Source organism: Ruegeria sp. CDSC079 (assembly GCF_059610505.1).
In genome coordinates, this window is the sequence record NZ_JBXWNT010000012.1 from 22,989 (window position 1) to 40,945 (window position 17,957).

The window sequence follows — 17,957 nt, forward strand, 5'->3', positions numbered from 1 at the left end:
AAACAACGGCAAAAAATACAGCCGAGTCGGAAGTCGGAAAACGCCTCTCCGCAAAGTATCAATGCATATCCAAAGCGGGGCGTTAACCCTGCGCTTTGGAAGCAGTGACCGATTCTACTTAGGCCGCCGATCCTCCAATCGTCAGCCCATCCATCAGGACCGTAGGTTGACCGACGCCCACGGGCACCCATTGGCCATCCTTGCCACACGTGCCCATTCCCGGATCCAAGGCCATGTCGTTGCCCAACCCGCGAACGCGTTTGAGGGCAGAGGGGCCATCGCCAATCAATGTTGCCCCTTTGACCGGCGCGCCGATTTTGCCGTTTTCAACCCGGTATGCCTCGGTACAGGAAAACACAAATTTGCCGTTGGTGATATCCACCTGACCGCCGCCAAAGCCTACGGCCCAGATGCCATCCTTTATATCGGCTACCAAAGCGGCGGGATCGGCATCGCCACCCAGCATGATTGTATTTGTCATCCGTGGCATTGGTTTATGGGCATAGCTTTGACGCCGCCCATTCCCGGTTGGCGCAACACCCATCAGACGGGCGTTCTGGCGATCCTGCATATATCCGGTCAGGATGCCGTCTTCGATCAGCACCGTGCGCGAACTGGGTGTGCCCTCATCATCGACGCTGATTGATCCGCGCCGGTCGGCGATTGTGCCGTCATCAACGACCGTGACGCCTTTGGAGGCGATCTGTTGACCCATCAGCCCGGCAAAGGCGGAACTGCCCTTGCGGTTGAAATCCCCTTCAAGGCCGTGGCCAATTGCTTCGTGCAGCAAGATGCCAGGCCAGCCAGGGCCCAGTGCGACCTCCATCACGCCCGCAGGGGCGGGAACAGCCTCGAGGTTGACCATGGCGATGCGAAGGGCCTCGCGGGCTTTATCCTGCCAGTCGGTTGGGTCGATCAGCCCGTCCAGGCCGATCCGGCCACCTCCACCGGTCGAGCCGCTCTCACGACGGCCGTTCTGTTCCACGATGACCGAGATATTCAACCGGGTCATGGGGCGGACATCGCGGACCAGAATGCCGTCAGGGCGAAGAATCTCAACCTCCTGCACCGCAGCAGCAATAGTAGCACTGACCTGTACTACACGCGGATCAAGATCACGGGCAAAGGCGTCAATCTCGCGCAATGTTTCGATCTTGACGGGAAAACTGGCAGATTCGATCGGGTCTTCGTCTGTATAGAGGCGCTTGTTGGTGGCCCGGGGGGCATCAGCTAGCGTTCCGCCACCATCACCGACCGCCAGCCGCGCGGTCTCGGCGGCCCGTTTCAGGGCAGGAATCGAGACGTCCGTTGAATGCGCATAGCCTGCCACTTCGCCCTTTACGGCGCGCAGGCCGAAACCTTCGGACGCGTCATAAGAAGCGGTCCGCAAGCGCCCGTCATCAAAGACCAGAGACTCGGATTTCCGGCGTTCAACGTACAGTTCTCCGTCCTCGGCCCCGGCGGTGGCGGATTGCAGTACCGCAAGCGCCTCGTCATGTGGAAGAGCGCTTTCAAACGGGCGAAACGGGTCGTTGGGCATCTCTTGGGACCTTTCGAGTTTGATCCAGATCAAAAATAGCGTCTGTTTGACGCAAGCATTTTGCTTTATCTACCCGCAGGAATATGGTTTTTAACGCGGCCAAAGACAACGGGTGAGGTGTGGCCGATTCACACCTTTTCGCCAGGGACGCAAAGATCAAACGATCAGGACAGAAAATGAAGAACGCTTTGAAGCTTTCGGGGCTTATGACAGCCCTCTCCAGCCTTCCCGCCATGGCTCAGGAGCTTGAGATTATCGGTCAGCCGGTTGACGGCGGCATAGGATTCCAGCCCGCAGCCACAAGCCTTGCCGAGGGGATTCATCGCCTGGATAATATGATTCTGGTGATTATTACCGCGATCTGCATATTCGTTGCGGGCCTGCTGGTTTACTGCATCATGCGTTATAACCAACGCGTCAACCCGACCCCGGCGCGATTCTCGCACTATACTCCGGTCGAGATCGTCTGGACGTTGGGTCCGATTCTGATTCTAGTATTCATCGGTGCTTTCTCTCTGCCGGTTCTGTTCAAGCAGCAGGAGATTCCCGAAGGTGATGTCGTTATCAAGGTTGTCGGCAACCAGTGGTATTGGACATATGAGTATGTCGATCACGATTTTGCATTCGATAGCTATCTGCTTGGCCATCCGGCCACGTTGGACGAAGGTACCCGCCCCGCCGATGCAGACGTGACGGCGTTTGTCCTGGATGACGCGATGCGGGCCAAGCTGGCAGACGCAGGGTATAGCGACGATGAGTGGCTGCTGGCCACCGACACAGCGGTAGTTGTCCCGGTTGGCAAGGTCATCGTGATGCAAGTTACTGCGTCCGACGTGATCCATTCCTGGACAATTCCGTCCTTCGGTGTGAAGCAGGACGGTGTACCCGGACGCCTGGCTGAGCTGTGGTTTGAGGCCGAAAAGGAAGGCATCTATTTCGGCCAGTGTTCGGAACTGTGCGGCAAAGACCATGCCTATATGCCGATCACTGTCAAAGTTGTCAGCCAAGAGGCGTATGACGCGTGGCTGAAAGGTGCGATCGACGAGTATGCGGGCCTGCCGCAGAACTATCAGGTCGCTTCGAACTGATTTCAGTAAGGGCGGGATGCGTCCCACCTGCTACAAGATGCAGGCTGTGCGAGAGATCGCACAGCCTTCGCCCCCAAAGGACCCGAGATGAGCGACGCAAGCATCAATGCAAGCCAAACGACCGCCCAAGCGTATGCGAATGAGGCCAGCTTTGGCGATTACTTCGCCCTGCTGAAGCCGCGCGTGATGTCGCTGGTTGTATTCACGGCGCTTGTTGGTCTGCTGGCAGCGCCGGTACCGGTACATCCGTTCGTTGGGTTCTGCGCGATATTGTTCATTGCCATCGGAGGTGGCGCATCCGGCGCGCTGAACATGTGGTGGGATGCAGATATCGACCGCGTTATGAAGCGCACCAAAGGTCGCCCCATACCGTCGGGCAAGGTACAAGAGGGCGAAGCGATGGCCTTGGGCCTGGCACTGTCCGGCTTGTCGGTGATCATGTTGGGTCTTGCAACCAACTGGTTCGCCGGAGCCTTTCTGGGCTTCACCATCTTCTTCTATGTCGTTGTCTACACGATGTGGCTCAAGCGCTCGACGCCACAGAACATCGTGATTGGCGGCGCAGCTGGGGCTTTCCCGCCGGTCATCGGCTGGGTCGCTGCAACCGGATCCATGTCCGTCGAACCTTGGCTGATGTTTGCCCTCACCTTCATGTGGACGCCGCCGCATTTCTGGGCGCTGGCCCTGTTTATGCGGTCGGATTACGACGATGCGGGTGTGCCGATGTTGACGGTAACCCATGGTCGGCGGGCGACGCGCTGGCATATTCTGGTCTACACCGTTCTGCTGGCAGTGCTTGCGATTGGAACCGGCTTTTCGGCAATCGGCGGTCCGATCTATCTGACTGTCGCTATTGTACTGAACGCGTTGTTCCTGCGCGGAGCATGGGCAATATCGCGTCGGACCGAGGATGACTCCGAGGCTGATAACTTCAAAGTTGAGCGTGGCTTTTTCAAGCTCTCGCTGCTGTATCTTTTCCTGCATTTCGGCGCGATCCTTGCCGAAGCACTGCTGAAGCCTTACGGGCTGGGAGGCTGGGCATGAGCCTGCGCAAAAGCCATGAGTTGCATCAACGTCGGTTCAGCCGAAATCTGGGCGTTGGCCTGACGCTTGCTGCATTCATCGTGCTGATCTTTGGGCTGACGATCGTCAAAGTCTCAGGGACCGATTTTAACAGGGCCATGCAAGAGGTGCAGAACTGATGGCGCTCAATGGGCCGCAAAAAACCGTCGTGCAAACCGTCGGCGTTGTTGTCCTGATGGGCAGCCTCGCCTGGGCTTCGGTGCCGTTTTACGACTGGTTTTGCCGGGTCACCGGGTATGGCGGCACAACCGGAGTGGCTGAAGCCGCGCCAGAGGACATCCTTGAGCGCACTGTTACCGTTCGCTTTGACGCCTCAAAGGCGAAAGACATGGCCTGGGAATTTAAGCCGGTCGAGCGCCAGATGGAAATCCGCATCGGTGAAACGGGCCTGGCCTTCTATGAGGCATATAACCCCACGGACCGCCCGATTGCCGGTCAGGCGTCTTACAACGTTGCGCCTTATTCGGCCGGTGGGTATTTCCAGAAGATCGCCTGTTTCTGTTTTGAAGAACAGGTGTTGCAACCCGGAGAACGGGTTCAGATGCCGGTGAGCTTTTTCGTCGATCCCGAAATGGTCGAGGATCTGGAAGCCAAATATGTGCATACGATCACTCTGTCGTATACATTCTACGAAATTGACCTGCCCGAGGGCTATGCCGCCCTTGATGTTCAGGCTGATACAAACAAGAACTAACGCCTGTAGGTGAGGGACGCTGATGGCACACGCAAAAAATCATGATTACCACATTCTGACCCCTTCGATCTGGCCACTGATCGGCGCTGCGGGCGGCTTTGTGATGTTGTTCGGAGCCGTCCTCTGGATGCACGGCGTCACCTCCTACATGTTCTGGGCCGGTCTTGTCGCGGTTCTTTACACCATGTTCGCCTGGTGGTCCGAAGTGGTGGCCGAAAGCCGTGTAGGCGATCACACGCCGGTCGTGCGCATTGGCCTGCGCTATGGGTTCATCCTGTTCGTGATGTCCGAGGTGATGTTCTTCTTCGCCTGGTTCTGGTCGTTCTTCAAACACCGTATGTACCCGATGTACGACTATGCGGGCACCGAGTACATCCAGCCGGATATCCACGCGGTTGACCCGTTCCACTTGCCGCTGATCAACACGCTGGTCTTGCTGCTTTCGGGCTGTGCCATCACCTGGGCACACCACGCGCTGGTGCATGACAATGACCGCAAGGCGCTGATCAACGGCCTCGCTATTGGTATCGTTTTGGGCATCGCCTTTACCGCTCTGCAGGGCTTTGAGTACTACGAATTGCTGGCTCATGAGGGCTGGAAATTCGGTGGTGATCAGTTCTATTCGAACTTTTTCATGGCAACCGGCTTTCACGGCTTCCACGTGATTATCGGCACCATCTTCTTGTCGGTTTGTTTGATCCGGGCAGTGAAGGGTGATTTCACGCCGGAAAAGCACGTCGGTTTCGAGGCCGCGGCCTGGTACTGGCACTTTGTTGACGTTGTCTGGCTGTTCCTGTTCTTCGCAGTCTATATCTGGGGACAAGCCCCTTTGATCTGACGCCGGACCGGTAACAAAATTGCAAAAGCCGCCCCCAAGGGCGGCTTTTTCTCTATCAGGGTGCAAGATTGCACCCGATACAAATGGGTGGTTGCAATTCAGTTCACACCGCCCTTAACAAGACGCCGGTTTCTGCAACAAGGTTTGACCCCGCCATGCGCCGCATAACTTTCCTGCTGATCTTCGGGCTCGCCGGTCTGGGCGTACTTGTGTCGCTGGGCGTCTGGCAGGTACAGCGGCTTGGGTGGAAACAAGACGTGTTGGCCGAGATTAACGACCGGATCTCCGCCGAACCTGTTTCCCTGCCGCAGCAGCCTTCCGAGACACGGGACAAGTACTTACCGGTTTTCGTCCAGGGTGAGATGCAGCCGGGTGAAATCCATGTTCTGGTTTCGGTGAAACAAGTAGGCGCTGGCTATCGAGTTATCCAAGCTTTCGATACTGGCGACCGGACTATTCTGGTCGATCGCGGTTTTATCCCAACCACTGCCAAACAGGTTGAAAGACAAACCGGGCAGATCGAACTGACGGGCAATCTGCACTGGCCGGATGAGATCGACAGCTATACGCCCGAGCCAGATGTGGATGCCAATATCTGGTTTGCCCGCGATGTTCCCGCTCTTGCCGCAGCTCTGGGAACCGACCCGGTTCTGCTGATCGCACGGTCCCAAACCGATCCGAATGTGACCCCTCTGCCAGTGGACACTGCGGGCATCCCGAATGATCATCTGGGATACGCAATCACATGGTTTGGCCTGGCTTTGGTCTGGGCTGCGATGACTGGTTATTTCCTGTGGCGCGGCCGCGCCCCATCAGAAAGTGAAGCGCAATGAAATATGTCTCAACCCGTGGGCAGGCGCCCGAACTGAGTTTTGAAGAGGCGATGCTGACCGGGCTGGCCCGCGACGGCGGCCTGTATCTGCCCGCTGAAATCCCGGTCTTGAGCCACGATGAAATCGCCGCGTTGGCAGGACTGTCTTATGAGGACATCGCCTTTCGCGTGATGTGGCCCTATGTCAGCGGATCATTTGGGGAAGATGAGTTTAAACAGATCATTGCCCGCGCCTATAAAGGGTTCGGCCATGACGCCCGCGCACCGTTGAAGCAGTTGAACGAGAACCACTTCCTGCTGGAGTTGTTTCACGGCCCGACACTGGCCTTCAAAGACTTCGCCATGCAGCTAATCGGTCAGTTGTTCCAGGTAGCGCTGAAGCGTCGCGGGGATCGGGTGACTATCGTGGGCGCGACCAGCGGTGATACCGGTTCGGCCGCGATTGAGGCGTTCCGGGGGCTGGATGCGGTAGACGTGTTTATCCTGTATCCGCATGGCCGTGTATCTGAGGTGCAGCGTTGTCAGATGACCACACCTGCGGACAGCAATGTGCATGCTCTGGCCGTCGACGGGGACTTTGACGACTGTCAGGCCGCGCTGAAGGATATGTTCAACGATTTCGACTTCCGTGACGGTGTGAAACTGGCGGGGGTGAACTCGATCAACTTTGCCCGCGTGCTGGCACAGATCGTCTATTACTTCTCGGCCGCCGTCAGCCTTGGCGCACCGCATCGCAAGGTCAGCTTTACCGTGCCGACAGGCAATTTCGGCGACATTTTTGCGGGCTACTTGGCCAAACGCATGGGCTTGCCGATTGACCGGTTGGTAGTGGCGACCAACCAGAATGATATCCTGCACCGCTGCTTGTCGGGCGAGGGGTATTTCAAGGGCGATACGATCCCCTCGATCAGCCCGTCGATGGATATTCAGGTCAGCTCGAACTTTGAACGGGCGCTGTATTATGCCTATGACGAGGATGGCAATTCTGTGGCTCAGCTGATGGACGAGCTGAAGACGGGCGGCTTCAATGTCAGCCAAGGCGCGATGGAAGCGTTGCGCGAAAGCTTCGACTCGGGCCGCGTGTCCGAAGAGGAAACACTGGCGACGATCACAGCCACGCTGGCCCACAGCACCGAACTGGTCTGCCCCCATACTGCCGTGGGTATCAAAGTTGCCGAGGAGCACCGCGACGCGAACGTCCCGATGATCACTTTGGCGACCGCACACCCGGCCAAGTTCCCGGCTGCGGTCGAGAAGGCGAGTGGCGTACATCCGCCTCTTCCCTCTCGCATGTCTGATCTGTATGAACGTCCGGAACGGGTGACCCGCATCGCCAATGATCTGGGCGCCCTTGAGGATCATATCAAAGGGCATATCGCCGAGTGACTGTCAGACAAGACCAACTGAAGAACGGCTTCCGTATCGTCAGTGAACATATGCCGGGGCTGCAATCTGCGGCCATAGGCATCTGGGTAACCGCCGGTGCGCGCAATGAGCGGATCGAACAGAATGGCATAGCCCATTTCCTTGAGCATATGGCGTTCAAGGGAACCAAACGGCGATCCGCGCTGCAAATTGCCGAAGCGATCGAGGATGTGGGCGGGTATATCAACGCCTATACTTCGCGCGAGGTGACGGCCTATTACGCGCGCGTTCTAAAAGACGATGTGGCGCTGGCGATGGATGTCATCGGTGACATCGTCCTGAACCCGATCTTCGATCCGCGCGAGATTGAGGTCGAACGCGGTGTGATCCTACAGGAAATCGGTCAGGCCTATGACACGCCCGACGATGTAATCTTTGACTGGCTGCAAGAGCAAAGCTATCACGACCAGCCCTTGGGCCGGACCATACTTGGCCCCACTGAACGCGTCAGCGCATTCTCGCGCGAGGATCTGTCGGGTTTCGTGGCCGAGCATTATGGCCCTGAACAGATGATCCTATCCGCTGCTGGTGCGGTTGATCATGATGCACTGATGAAAACGGCCGAAGTGATGTTTGGTCACCTGCAACCACGCAAGGGTTTGATCCCTGAAGTGGCTCGATTTACCGGTGGTGAGGCGCGGCAGGAAAAAGAACTGGAGCAAGCTCATTTCGCTTTGGCGCTGGAAAGCCCCGGCTATCGCGACGACGCGATCTATACCGCGCAGATTTATTCGACCGCGCTGGGCGGGGGTATGTCTTCGCGCTTGTTTCAGGAAGTTCGGGAAACACGCGGGCTTTGCTATACGATCTTTGCCCAGGCCGGCGCCTATGCCGACACCGGGACAACCACGATCTACGCGGGCACATCTGCGGATCAGATCGGTGAGTTGGCGACGATCACCATTGACGAAATGAAACGTGCCGCCGAGGATATGAGCCCCGAAGAGGTCGCCCGTGCTCGTGCGCAAATGAAGGCCGGAATGCTGATGGGGCTGGAAAGCCCCTCGAACCGGGCCGAGCGACTGGCGCGTCTGGTGCAGATCTGGGGACGGGTGCCGTCGCTTGAGGATACAGTCGCCAAGATTGACGCGGTCAGCACCGAAGATGTCCGCAGCTTTGCTGAACAGATAGCAGCACAAGCGCCAGCGGCGCTGGCGCTGTATGGTCCGGTATCAGGTGCACCCACACTTGCGGACTTGCAGGAGAGGCGCGCGGCGTGATGCTTCTGGGCAGACGCAAGCTGAAACTTGAAACCGAGCGGCTCAGCTTGCGCCCGCCCGTGCACTCCGACTTTAATGACTGGGCAGCGCTGCGGCGCTCGTCCAGAGATTTTCTGACCCAGTGGGAGCCGATCTGGGCTTCGGATCATCTGAGTCGGAAGTCCTTTACCAACCGGGTCTACTGGGCGCAGCGATCTGTTGCGAGCGGGACGGCGATTCCGTTGTTCCTGTTCCGGCGCTCTGATGACCTGCTGGTTGGTGCGATCACCCTGGACAATGTGCGCCGTGGCCCGGCACAGGCTGGGACCTTGGGCTATTGGACCGGTCAGGCTTTTGCCCGCAACGGGTATATGCGCGAGGCTATTGGCGCGGTGGTCCATCATGCCTTCACGCGTTTAGACCTGAGCCGGATCGAGGCGGCCTGCCTGCCCGAAAACAAACCCTCGCGCGGATTGCTGGAAAGCTCGGGCTTTAAATACGAAGGCGTGGCGCAGTCCTATCTGCAGATTGACGGGCGCTGGCGAACGCATGTGTTATATGCCTGTCTGCGGTCGGACCGGCGCGGGAAGACAGAAGCGGGGTAGGACCATGGCGCGGGCGAAACAGCCAATGATTTGGATCAGCCGTGCGATGGTAAGCACCTCTAGCATCAAAGGGTTTGAGGCAGACGTTGTCTTGAACGACAGGGAGCGAGCCGTTGAAGCAATGAAGCGGAACAGACTTGGCGAACCGCAGCCCGAAGATTGCTTCCCCAAAGAAGTGTACGCGAAATACAAAGACAAAAAGGAAAAGAAGCAGCCGGACTTCTTTATGGCTGGAGGGCTATGGACGGTTTCTGCAGCATGCGCCGCTGTTTTGCGCGAGTTCGATCTGGGTGACGGAAATCTCTATCCAGTCAAACTGTTTCAACACGATCGCACCACACCGGTTGAGGGCGAGTACTTCTGTCTGAACTTTGGGGCGCAAAAGACAGCAGTGCTGACTGATCAATCACCGCGCATCACAAAGCCTTACCCAAATTATGATATCTGGCAGCCGCCCGGCGCAATGCAAGACAAGGACATCGCCGTGAGCGTGTCTGCGTTGGATGGGCCGGACATCTGGATGGACACACAAATGCGCGACGCGTTTTTTGTGAGCGACGCATTGGCACAGGCGTTGCGTGCGGCGAAGGTCTCACGCCCGTTCAAGCTGCGTAAGTGCATCGTGGTTTAAGGCACTTCAACCCGCGGAAAGTTCAATTTAACTTTGCAGTCGTGACTCAACGTTGCTCTGCGCTACAATCACGTCATGCGCTGGGTGGTTTTGGCATTTTTGGTGATCTCGGGCGGGGCTGTGGCACAGGAGCGGCGGCCAAGCCATTGCATCGCCATTGCGGATGCGGCACCAGGGATCGAATACCTGCATAAAGCGGGGTGGCAAGATCCGGTGCCGGAGTATTCCGTCCGGATCAGCTATGTCGCGCATGCTTCTTTTCTGATCCAGACACCGGGCGGGTTGAACGCCGTGACAGATTTCACCGGCTTCATCGGCGGGGCCAGTTTGATTCCCGATGTGGTGACGATGAACCACGCCCATGGCACGCATTGGACCGCGCATCCCGATCCTGCCATTCCGCATGTGCTGGAAGGGTGGGGCGTGTTCGGGGAGGGGATCGAACATCATCTGGATCTGGAAGAGATGTTGGTGCGCAATGTCTCGACCGATATCCGGTCCGTCTATGGCGGGGTCGAAGAACGTGGCAATTCGATCTTTGTGTTTGAGGTTGCCGGGTTGTGCATTGGGCATCTGGGTCATCTGCACCACATTCCGTCGGACGCGCAATTTGCGGCCCTTGGACGGTTGGATGTTGTTATGGCAGCGGTGGATGGTGGGACGACCATGCCGCTGCCCGAAATGATTACAGTTCTGAAACGGTTGAAGAGTTCGGTCATCATTCCGATGCATTGGTTTTCGGACTATTCGCTGGATCGGTTTCTGGCGGATATCAGGGGGGATTTCCCTGTTGAACGCGATGGCGTGTCGGAAATCACCGTATCCCTGCGCTCACTTCCGGACCGGCCAACGGTGGTTGTGTTAGAGCCGCAATACCTGATCGAGTTGGAATAGGGCTTGTCGGGACCCGTTGCCTTGGGCAAGGAATGGGCATGACCCTGAATCCCGCAGACGATCAATTCGCCCAATCAATTCGCGCCGCCTTGCCGGATGAAGTGCTGCGACCGGTCACCGCGCGATATCTCGAGGAGCCGCGCCGTCGGATTTCCGGGCAGGCGGGGGTGCTTGCGGTGCCCAGAACGGTCGAGGAGGTGGCGGTTCTGATCCGATTGGCTGCCGAGGCATCGGTCCCAGTGGTGCCATATGGGGGCGGCACCGGTGTGGTTGGCGGTCAGGTGACGTCGGACGGGCCTGCGCCTTTGCTGATCTCGCTAGAGCGGATGACAGCGATCCGGGCTGTCTATCCGACAGAGAATGTGATGATTGCAGAAGGTGGTGTGATCCTTGCAGATGTGCAGGCGGCTGCCGAAGGTGCGAACCGGTTATTTCCACTCTCCCTTGCCTCACAGGGGTCATGTAGGATCGGAGGGAACCTGTCGACAAATGCAGGGGGGGTTAACGTGTTGCGCTATGGAAACGCCCGTGACCTGTGTCTGGGCCTTGAGGCGGTTCTACCAAGTGGCGAAATCTGGCATGGGCTCAGCCGGTTGCGAAAGGACAATACCGGGTATGATCTGCGCAATCTTTTGATCGGAGCCGAAGGGACGCTAGGGATCATCACTGCGGCGGCACTCAAGCTGTTTCCCCGTCCTGAGGCGGTTGGAACGGCCATGGTTCAGGTCACCTCTGCCGAAGCGGCGGTTGATTTGCTGGCGCTGGCGCGGGACCTCATGGGCGACAGCGTCAGCGCATTTGAACTGATTCACCAACAGGGGCTTTTGTTCCTGAGTGAGGTTCTGCCAGAGACGCGGCAGGCTTTTGCCGAGCCGCCCGAATGGTCTGTACTGATCGAGATTGGCTTGTCGATGGGACAATCACCTGAAACCGCGTTTGAGGTGCTGTACGAGGCCGCTGAGGCACGTGGGCTGGTCACCGATGCGGTGATTGCACAAAGCGAGGCGCAGCGGCAGGACATGTGGGCTGTGCGCGAGCGTATTCCGGATGCAAACCGGCTGATCGGGTCGGTCTCAAGCCACGATATCTCGGTGCCGATCTCGGCCATCCCAGAATTTATCCGGCGTGGTGCAGATGTTGTGGCCGCGCTTGGTCCGTATCGGGTGAACTGTTTCGGGCATCTGGGCGACGGGAACCTACATTACAATGTGTTTCCGCCAAACGGGCATTCCCGGTCAGAGTATGACGCCGAAAGTGCGAAGGTAAAAAGGGCCGTTCATGACCTTGTGCATGAGTTTCAGGGATCCGTCAGCGCAGAGCACGGTATCGGGCGATTGAAGACCGAAGATCTGGAGCGATATGGCGATCCGGTCAAATTGAGCGCGATGCGGGCGATCAAATCGGCGTTGGACCCTAAAGGGATCATGAACCCCGGCGCGGTCCTGCGGCTGTAACTGTGGGATCGATCAGAGTCCTTCGAATTCGCACAGGACATGAACATCCATGCCCATCTCTTCCAGAACCTTGCGCCCGCCCAGTTCTGGCAGGTCAATGATGAAGGAACATGACACGATCTCGCCGCCCAGCCGTTCGATCAGTTTGATCCCGGCGGCGGCGGTGCCTCCGGTGGCCAGCAGGTCATCCACGACCAGAATTTTCTCACCCGGTTGAATGGCATCATCGTGGATCTCGACAATGGCCTCGCCATATTCCAGCGTGTAATCCTGGCTGATTGTTGTGCCGGGCAGCTTGCCCTTTTTGCGGATGGGGACGAAACCGACGCTCAGCTGATGTGCGATGGCGCCGCCCAAAATGAAACCGCGCGCCTCAAGCCCCACGACCTTGTCGATCTGTTCGCCAGCATAGGGGTGCAACATCTGGTCAATCGCCATGCGAAACCCGCGCGGGTCCGCAAACAAGGTGGTGACATCCCGAAACATGATCCCTTCGTGCGGAAAATCGACGATGGTTCGGATGTAATCCTTGACCGACTTGTTTCTTGACATGACCAACCCCTTCTGGCGTCAAAACACGCTGGGTTGTTTGGCCCATCGGGGACGGTCATGCAAGAACAGAATGAACGTGCTGGCTTGCAATCTTCCTAGAACGTGCGATTGCCTATCTCACCGAAAAAACCAGATAGGTTTCCCAAGACGTCGTCTTTTTTAGCCAATGCGTTGGTTCCGAAAAAGAATTACCTGAATTGAACACAGGCTACTTGCAAAGATTCCGCAAGGTTGTTAGCTGCCCATCATATGTTTTCTATATACTTAGTATATACGTTTCATTCCTTCTGAAGTCTTTTGGAGACAAAGTGCATGTCAGGGACAGATCGTAAGGTTTCAGCCAAAAAGGACAGCCAGCTGGTTCTGCGGCTGGATCGTGGCGAGCGCGATGCTTTTGTAGAGCTGTGCAGGGAACTCGACACGTCGGCGGCGCGAGAAATCAGGCGGTTTATTCGCGGATTTATGAATGATCACACTGCAGAATAGGCCCTCAGGCCGGGCGACGCAGGATTGATGTGGCGATCCCCATACCGATCAGGGTCAGCCCCCCGAAACGCGTCAATGCGCGAATGGTGCTTGCGCGGCCGATCATATGGCGCAGCCGATCTGCCAAAAGGGCATAGGCCAATGCGTTCAACCAGGCCAGCCCAACGAAAGTGCCTATCAGGATCGCGAATTGAGGGCCCAAAGGTTCGGTAGGGCGCAGGAATTGCGGCACGAAGGCGATAAAGAACGCAATCGATTTGGGGTTCAGGGCGGTTACAGCGGCCGCGTGACCAAAGACGCCTCGCGCAGTGATATCTGCGCCGGGTTCAACCGCTTGCAGCCCCGCCGAAGGAGCGCTGCGGAGTAACTTGATACCCAGCCACACCAGATAGGCCGCGCCGATCCACTTCAATACGGAAAACAACGTAGCTGAGGCCAGAACCAATGCTCCCAATCCCAGCAATGAGGCCGTCATGGCCACCAAATCGCCAACCGCCACCCCGGTGGCCGAGGCTACGGCAACGCTGCGGCCTTTGGACAGCGCATAGCTGAGCACCAGCAGCACAGTGGGGCCGGGGATCAGCAGCAAAGCGGTGGATGCGGCCACAAAGGCCAGCCAGATGTCAAAGGGCATGTGATCTCCGAATAAGATACGCGGGTATCAAGCTTTGGTGACGAGCAAAGGTCAAGCCCCTGAGGGCCGGGTCACGCGGTGCATCAACGCCTCAAGTGGTCCGCGTCTGAAGCGCAGGAACCATAGCAGCGCAAATCCTGAGGACAGCACGCAGAAACCCAAGGCGTAGCCAACGATCTGTGGCGCGCTGAGCGATCCGTCCAGCAGGCCGGCCTCTTCCAGAATGCCCATCCCGATTACGATATGCGCAATATAAAGCGTCAGGCTTTGCCGTCCGGGCGCAGTCAGCGCCATCGCGGCGCCCAGCCCTTGAATCCGCGGCCAGAGCTTTAGCAACAGGCCGATCACCACGCAGGCGGATCCAGCCCCGGCCAAAATGTAAAACGGCCCGGGAGGGATGGATTGAGTGCCCAGATAGGCCACCAGGTCAGGATCGGTTGCCAGCTTTTGTGGAAACAGGGCCAGAACCGCTGCGCCAAATCCCCACATGATCAACCGGTGCTGAACACAGACCGTCTGTAGTTGCGATCGCCCAATCGCCATACCGATCAGCAAGAACGCTGCCCAAGGTAGAACGGGGTGCCAACCATTGAACAGCAAGTTTCGTACAAAGCCCGGTATCGTCCACAGGTCGGTATGGGTCAGGGAAACCCAGTCCCATCCCTGATCATAGTCAAAGATAAGATTGGCGAGAACGGCCAGGACAACGACACTGCATGCGCCAAGCCACAAACCAAAGATGGACGAGGACAGAAACGCCGCGCCGACAACAAAATACAATGCATAGAAATGCAGGATATCGGCCTCAAACATGGTCATGTTGATCAGGCCAAGTACGAACAGAAATGCAGCCCGTCGTAACAGAATTCCAGCAGAAGGGCTGGACAGGCCAATACCGATCCCGGCCAGAATGACAAACAATGCAGCAGCACGACCTTCCAGTGCATCGACAAGCGCCGATGCCCAGTCATCTGTCGGATTGACCTGCGCCGCGATGCGAAAGTTCACCAGCACCATGCCGCAAAATGCCAGAAAGCGTGCGGCGTCCAGGGCCTCGAGCCGTTTCATTCCTATCCTCTTCGTTCCCTGCCGCCCGTACCGAACTTAAAAGGCTGCCTTTCGGTTAAGTACTGATGCGGCCGACCGGAATAGGCGCTGATACCAATCGCTAGAGCACCCGCCCCGCGACTGCGTCCAGTTTCGTCAGCAGCGCCGGATCACGTTTTTCTGGCGCGGTCAGGATCGCGTATTCCAGCGCCCGGTCACACCCGTGCGGGCAGGGCAGGCGCTCTGCCCCCAGCAACTCTGGCAAGCCCTTGACCAGGGCCCGGCCTTTTTCGGCGTTCCCGGTCAGGGTGGCGATAATGGCGGTCACGTCGACCTCTCCATGGTCCGGGTGCCAACTGTCATAGTCGGTGACCATCGCGATCGAAGCATAACAAAGCTCGGCCTCTCGGGCGAGTTTAGCCTCGGGCATGTTGGTCATTCCGATCACATCGCAGCCCCAATGCTCGCGGTACATTTTGGATTCCGCCAGTGTCGAGAATTGCGGCCCCTCCATCGCCAGATAGGTGCCGTCGCGATGAATGGTGATGCCGGCGGCCTTGCCAGCAGTCTCACAAGCATCTGACAAACGCGGGCAGGTTGGGTGTGCAACGCTGACATGGGCCACGCAGCCAGAGCCAAAAAAGCTCTTGTCCCGCGCAAAGGTGCGATCGATGAACTGGTCGACGACAACAAAATCTCCGGGCGCCATATGCTCGCGGAACGATCCGCAGGCCGAGATCGAGATCACATCCGTAACCCCCAGACGTTTCAGCGCGTCGATGTTGGCGCGATAGGGCACGTCCGTCGGCGAATGAATGTGGCCACGCCCGTGGCGAGGCAGGAACGCCATCTCGATGCCGTTCAGCGCGCCGGTCAGTATTTGGTCCGAAGGCTTACCCCAAGGCGTTTCAACCGAGACCCATTGCGCATTCTCCAATCCGTCGATGTCGTAAATGCCTGATCCGCCGATGACGGCAATCTTGGTCTGGGTCACTGGTTTTCTCCGATTTTGGTGCCTGTTCAGCGATTTGTGCGCTGCGCTGCATGGTTTGACAAGGGTGATCGCCCGGTGGTTCTATCACTTTTTTCGCAGGGATTCGGGTCGTTGCTATCCGAGCCAGGCAGAGCATCAAGCCAAGGTGTGACGGCAACGAACCGACATCAATTCACCTATTCGCGAGATATGTGCTATGCGTGCTGCGCATATCAGCCTCCCGCCTGATGCGGTGGCTCAAAAACCGGTTCACAGATAGAAGTCCCTTTTTCGCGCGAACCCATAAACCAACAGGACGCCCTATGCCCCGAGCTATGCTGGCAAGCTTTGCCAATCGTATCGCCAAACCTGATCTTCGTTGGGTTCCGGATGAGGGCCTGACCGTCTCGCGCCTTCGGATCGAGCTGCTGTCCGGCCTGACGGTTGCACTTGCTTTGGTCCCTGAGGCGGTGGCCTTTGCGTTTGTCGCGGGCGTGCATCCTCTGGTTGGTTTGTATGCTGCGTTCATGGTGGGGCTGATCACTGCACTGATCGGTGGGCGTCCGGGTATGATTTCGGGCGCAACCGGGGCCCTGGCCGTGGTGATGGTTGCCTTGGTGGCAGAACATGGGGTCGAATACCTCTTCGCTACAGTTGTTTTGATGGGAATACTGCAGCTGATCGCAGGGGCGATGCACTGGGGGCGTTTTATCAGGCTGGTACCACATCCAGTGATGCTTGGGTTTGTGAACGGATTGGCCATCGTGATTTTTCTGGCCCAGATGGGCCAGTTCAAAGTTCCCGGCAGCATGGAGAACACGGGCCATGGCATGAGCGGTGGCGAATGGCTTTCCGGTATTCAGCTTTTTACTATGTTGGGTCTGGTCGGCCTGACTATGGCGGTGATCCTTATCGTGCCGCGCATTACACGCATTGTCCCGGCGCCTTTGGCAGGGATCATGGTCGTCGCAGCATTGGTGATTGGTTTTGGACTGGACGTCCCACGGGTGGGCGATCTTGCCTCGATCGAAGGTGGCTTGCCGCCGTTCCACATCCCGATGGTGCCGCTGAACTGGGAGACGTTTGAGATCATCCTGCCATACGCCGTGATATTGGCAGCGATTGGCCTGATCGAGTCGCTTCTGACGCTGAACCTTGTTGGCGAAATCACCGGCAAACGTGGTGGTGCCTCGCAAGAATGTATCGCCCAAGGGTTTGCCAATGTGGCCACTGGCTTTTTCGGAGGCATGGGCGGCTGTGCCATGATAGGTCAGTCCATGATCAACGTGAAATCAGGTGGGCGCACGCGCATTGCAGGTATCGCAGCGGCGCTGTTCCTGTTGGTATTCATCCTGTTCGCCTCCCCGCTGATTGAGCAGATTCCATTGGCCGCTTTGGTCGGGGTGATGTTCATGGTGGTGATCGGGACCTTCGCCTGGAACTCGTTCAAGATCATGCGCAAAGTGCCTTTGATGGACGCGTTTGTCATCGTGCTGGTGACTGTCGTGACCGTGATGGAGGACCTGGCGGTAGCGGTTGTTGTTGGTGTGATCGTCTCGGCCCTGGCTTATGCTTGGAACAACGCCAAGCGTATCCATGCAATCACCCGCGATTCACTGACGGAAAAAGGCGCAAAGGTCTATGAGATTCAAGGGCCGCTGTTCTTCGGTTCGTCCGAGGGATTTGTTGAGATATTCGACGTTTCAAACGACCCGGAAACCGTGATTGTCGATTTTGCCGAAAGCCGTGTGGTGGATCAGTCGGCATTGCAGGCCATCGAGAACATCGCTTCGAAGTATGAAGCCGCAGGAAAGCGCGTCATGCTCCGCCACCTCAGTCGTGACTGTCACAAACTGCTGAACAAGGCAGGCCATCTGATGGTCGACAGCGACGATGACCCCGATTACGCGCTGGCGGTCGACTATTCTGTTCGCACCGGCATTCTGGGTGGGCACTGATTGTGAAAGGCGGCCAAATGGGCC

The 17,957-nt window shown here is 57.5% G+C and carries 19 protein-coding genes; 14 read left to right on the top strand and 5 right to left on the bottom strand.

Annotated elements, in window-relative coordinates:
* Positions 1-118: 118 nt before the first annotated feature.
* Complete coding sequence (tldD, locus tag AC2FIC_RS18875; protein ID WP_496692892.1) at positions 119-1,540, bottom strand: metalloprotease TldD; 1,422 nt, start codon at positions 1,538-1,540, stop codon at positions 119-121.
* A 176-nt stretch (positions 1,541-1,716) separates the two neighbouring features.
* Between tldD and coxB the strand changes: the two genes are divergently transcribed.
* From coxB to AC2FIC_RS18935, 12 genes are all read left to right on the top strand, one after another.
* Complete coding sequence (gene coxB, locus AC2FIC_RS18880; RefSeq protein WP_142637990.1) at positions 1,717-2,628, top strand: cytochrome c oxidase subunit II; 912 nt, start codon at positions 1,717-1,719, stop codon at positions 2,626-2,628.
* 87 nt (positions 2,629-2,715) lie between these two features.
* Positions 2,716-3,672 (top strand): heme o synthase, encoded by a 957-nt coding sequence (gene cyoE, locus AC2FIC_RS18885; protein WP_142637992.1) that lies wholly within the window; start codon positions 2,716-2,718, stop codon positions 3,670-3,672.
* On the top strand, positions 3,669-3,830 hold the full coding sequence (locus tag AC2FIC_RS18890; protein ID WP_185956706.1) for a cytochrome c oxidase system small membrane protein: 162 nt from the start codon (positions 3,669-3,671) through the stop codon (positions 3,828-3,830). Before cyoE ends, AC2FIC_RS18890 begins: the two co-directional genes overlap by 4 nt.
* Positions 3,830-4,405, top strand: coding sequence for a cytochrome c oxidase assembly protein (locus tag AC2FIC_RS18895; RefSeq protein ID WP_496692891.1), 576 nt, complete (start codon positions 3,830-3,832; stop codon positions 4,403-4,405). Before AC2FIC_RS18890 ends, AC2FIC_RS18895 begins: the two co-directional genes overlap by 1 nt.
* Positions 4,406-4,427: 22 nt before the next feature.
* Positions 4,428-5,243, top strand: coding sequence for a cytochrome c oxidase subunit 3 (locus AC2FIC_RS18900; protein ID WP_496692890.1), 816 nt, complete (start codon positions 4,428-4,430; stop codon positions 5,241-5,243).
* 155 nt (positions 5,244-5,398) lie between these two features.
* On the top strand, positions 5,399-6,076 hold the full coding sequence (locus AC2FIC_RS18905) for an SURF1 family protein (RefSeq protein ID WP_496692889.1): 678 nt from the start codon (positions 5,399-5,401) through the stop codon (positions 6,074-6,076).
* On the top strand, positions 6,073-7,461 hold the full coding sequence (gene thrC / locus AC2FIC_RS18910) for a threonine synthase (protein WP_496692888.1): 1,389 nt from the start codon (positions 6,073-6,075) through the stop codon (positions 7,459-7,461). The genes AC2FIC_RS18905 and thrC overlap by 4 nt, the downstream gene beginning before the upstream one ends.
* A complete protein-coding gene (locus tag AC2FIC_RS18915; RefSeq protein WP_496692887.1) occupies positions 7,458-8,720 on the top strand; it encodes a M16 family metallopeptidase in 1,263 nt (420 codons plus the stop codon). The genes thrC and AC2FIC_RS18915 overlap by 4 nt, the downstream gene beginning before the upstream one ends.
* On the top strand, positions 8,720-9,304 hold the full coding sequence (locus tag AC2FIC_RS18920) for a GNAT family N-acetyltransferase (RefSeq protein WP_271950493.1): 585 nt from the start codon (positions 8,720-8,722) through the stop codon (positions 9,302-9,304). The genes AC2FIC_RS18915 and AC2FIC_RS18920 overlap by 1 nt, the downstream gene beginning before the upstream one ends.
* 121 nt (positions 9,305-9,425) lie before the next feature.
* Positions 9,426-9,935: an imm11 family protein gene (locus tag AC2FIC_RS18925; RefSeq protein ID WP_496692886.1), complete on the top strand. Its 510-nt coding sequence runs from the start codon at positions 9,426-9,428 to the stop codon at positions 9,933-9,935.
* A gap of 75 nt (positions 9,936-10,010) precedes the next feature.
* The gene (locus AC2FIC_RS18930) at positions 10,011-10,829 is read left to right on the top strand and encodes an MBL fold metallo-hydrolase (protein ID WP_496692885.1); all 819 of its coding nucleotides are present in this window, start codon (positions 10,011-10,013) and stop codon (positions 10,827-10,829) included.
* A 38-nt stretch (positions 10,830-10,867) separates the two neighbouring features.
* Positions 10,868-12,283 carry an FAD-binding oxidoreductase gene (locus AC2FIC_RS18935; protein ID WP_496692884.1) on the top strand — a complete coding sequence of 472 codons (1,416 nt, stop codon included), beginning with the start codon at positions 10,868-10,870 and terminating at the stop codon, positions 12,281-12,283.
* A gap of 12 nt (positions 12,284-12,295) precedes the next feature.
* On the opposite strand, the gene AC2FIC_RS18940 is transcribed toward AC2FIC_RS18935, so the two are convergent.
* Positions 12,296-12,835 carry an adenine phosphoribosyltransferase gene (locus AC2FIC_RS18940; RefSeq protein WP_142638010.1) on the bottom strand — a complete coding sequence of 180 codons (540 nt, stop codon included), beginning with the start codon at positions 12,833-12,835 and terminating at the stop codon, positions 12,296-12,298.
* Positions 12,836-13,147: 312 nt separating this feature from the next.
* On the opposite strand from AC2FIC_RS18940, the gene AC2FIC_RS18945 reads away from it, so the two are divergent.
* Positions 13,148-13,321, top strand: coding sequence for a hypothetical protein (locus AC2FIC_RS18945; protein ID WP_281995766.1), 174 nt, complete (start codon positions 13,148-13,150; stop codon positions 13,319-13,321).
* 4 nt (positions 13,322-13,325) lie between these two features.
* Here AC2FIC_RS18945 and AC2FIC_RS18950 read toward each other — a convergent pair whose 3' ends face one another.
* The 3 genes from AC2FIC_RS18950 to AC2FIC_RS18960 form a co-directional block, all read right to left on the bottom strand.
* Entirely contained in the window at positions 13,326-13,955 is a 630-nt protein-coding gene (locus tag AC2FIC_RS18950) for a LysE family translocator (RefSeq protein WP_496692883.1), read from the bottom strand.
* 51 nt (positions 13,956-14,006) lie between these two features.
* On the bottom strand, positions 14,007-15,023 hold the full coding sequence (locus tag AC2FIC_RS18955; RefSeq protein ID WP_496692882.1) for a DUF418 domain-containing protein: 1,017 nt from the start codon (positions 15,021-15,023) through the stop codon (positions 14,007-14,009).
* A gap of 100 nt (positions 15,024-15,123) precedes the next feature.
* On the bottom strand, positions 15,124-15,996 hold the full coding sequence (locus AC2FIC_RS18960; RefSeq protein WP_496692881.1) for an S-methyl-5'-thioadenosine phosphorylase: 873 nt from the start codon (positions 15,994-15,996) through the stop codon (positions 15,124-15,126).
* Positions 15,997-16,298: 302 nt separating this feature from the next.
* Between AC2FIC_RS18960 and AC2FIC_RS18965 the strand changes: the two genes are divergently transcribed.
* Positions 16,299-17,933 carry a SulP family inorganic anion transporter gene (locus AC2FIC_RS18965; protein ID WP_142638018.1) on the top strand — a complete coding sequence of 545 codons (1,635 nt, stop codon included), beginning with the start codon at positions 16,299-16,301 and terminating at the stop codon, positions 17,931-17,933.
* The last annotated feature ends 24 nt before the right edge of the window (positions 17,934-17,957 follow it).

Bases quoted from the DNA above. Each gene is read 5' to 3' on its own strand.
- tldD (WP_496692892.1), bottom strand. From the start codon at position 1,540: ATGCCCAACGACCCGTTTCGCCCGTTTGAAAGCGCTCTTCCACATGAC.
- coxB (WP_142637990.1), top strand. From the start codon at position 1,717: ATGAAGAACGCTTTGAAGCTTTCGGGGCTTATGACAGCCCTCTCCAGC.
- cyoE (WP_142637992.1), top strand. From the start codon at position 2,716: ATGAGCGACGCAAGCATCAATGCAAGCCAAACGACCGCCCAAGCGTAT.
- AC2FIC_RS18890 (WP_185956706.1), top strand. From the start codon at position 3,669: ATGAGCCTGCGCAAAAGCCATGAGTTGCATCAACGTCGGTTCAGCCGA.
- AC2FIC_RS18895 (WP_496692891.1), top strand. From the start codon at position 3,830: ATGGCGCTCAATGGGCCGCAAAAAACCGTCGTGCAAACCGTCGGCGTT.
- AC2FIC_RS18900 (WP_496692890.1), top strand. From the start codon at position 4,428: ATGGCACACGCAAAAAATCATGATTACCACATTCTGACCCCTTCGATC.
- AC2FIC_RS18905 (WP_496692889.1), top strand. From the start codon at position 5,399: ATGCGCCGCATAACTTTCCTGCTGATCTTCGGGCTCGCCGGTCTGGGC.
- thrC (WP_496692888.1), top strand. From the start codon at position 6,073: ATGAAATATGTCTCAACCCGTGGGCAGGCGCCCGAACTGAGTTTTGAA.
- AC2FIC_RS18920 (WP_271950493.1), top strand. From the start codon at position 8,720: ATGCTTCTGGGCAGACGCAAGCTGAAACTTGAAACCGAGCGGCTCAGC.
- AC2FIC_RS18925 (WP_496692886.1), top strand. From the start codon at position 9,426: ATGAAGCGGAACAGACTTGGCGAACCGCAGCCCGAAGATTGCTTCCCC.
- AC2FIC_RS18930 (WP_496692885.1), top strand. From the start codon at position 10,011: ATGCGCTGGGTGGTTTTGGCATTTTTGGTGATCTCGGGCGGGGCTGTG.
- AC2FIC_RS18935 (WP_496692884.1), top strand. From the start codon at position 10,868: ATGACCCTGAATCCCGCAGACGATCAATTCGCCCAATCAATTCGCGCC.
- AC2FIC_RS18940 (WP_142638010.1), bottom strand. From the start codon at position 12,835: ATGTCAAGAAACAAGTCGGTCAAGGATTACATCCGAACCATCGTCGAT.
- AC2FIC_RS18945 (WP_281995766.1), top strand. From the start codon at position 13,148: ATGTCAGGGACAGATCGTAAGGTTTCAGCCAAAAAGGACAGCCAGCTG.
- AC2FIC_RS18950 (WP_496692883.1), bottom strand. From the start codon at position 13,955: ATGCCCTTTGACATCTGGCTGGCCTTTGTGGCCGCATCCACCGCTTTG.
- AC2FIC_RS18955 (WP_496692882.1), bottom strand. From the start codon at position 15,023: ATGAAACGGCTCGAGGCCCTGGACGCCGCACGCTTTCTGGCATTTTGC.
- AC2FIC_RS18965 (WP_142638018.1), top strand. From the start codon at position 16,299: ATGCCCCGAGCTATGCTGGCAAGCTTTGCCAATCGTATCGCCAAACCT.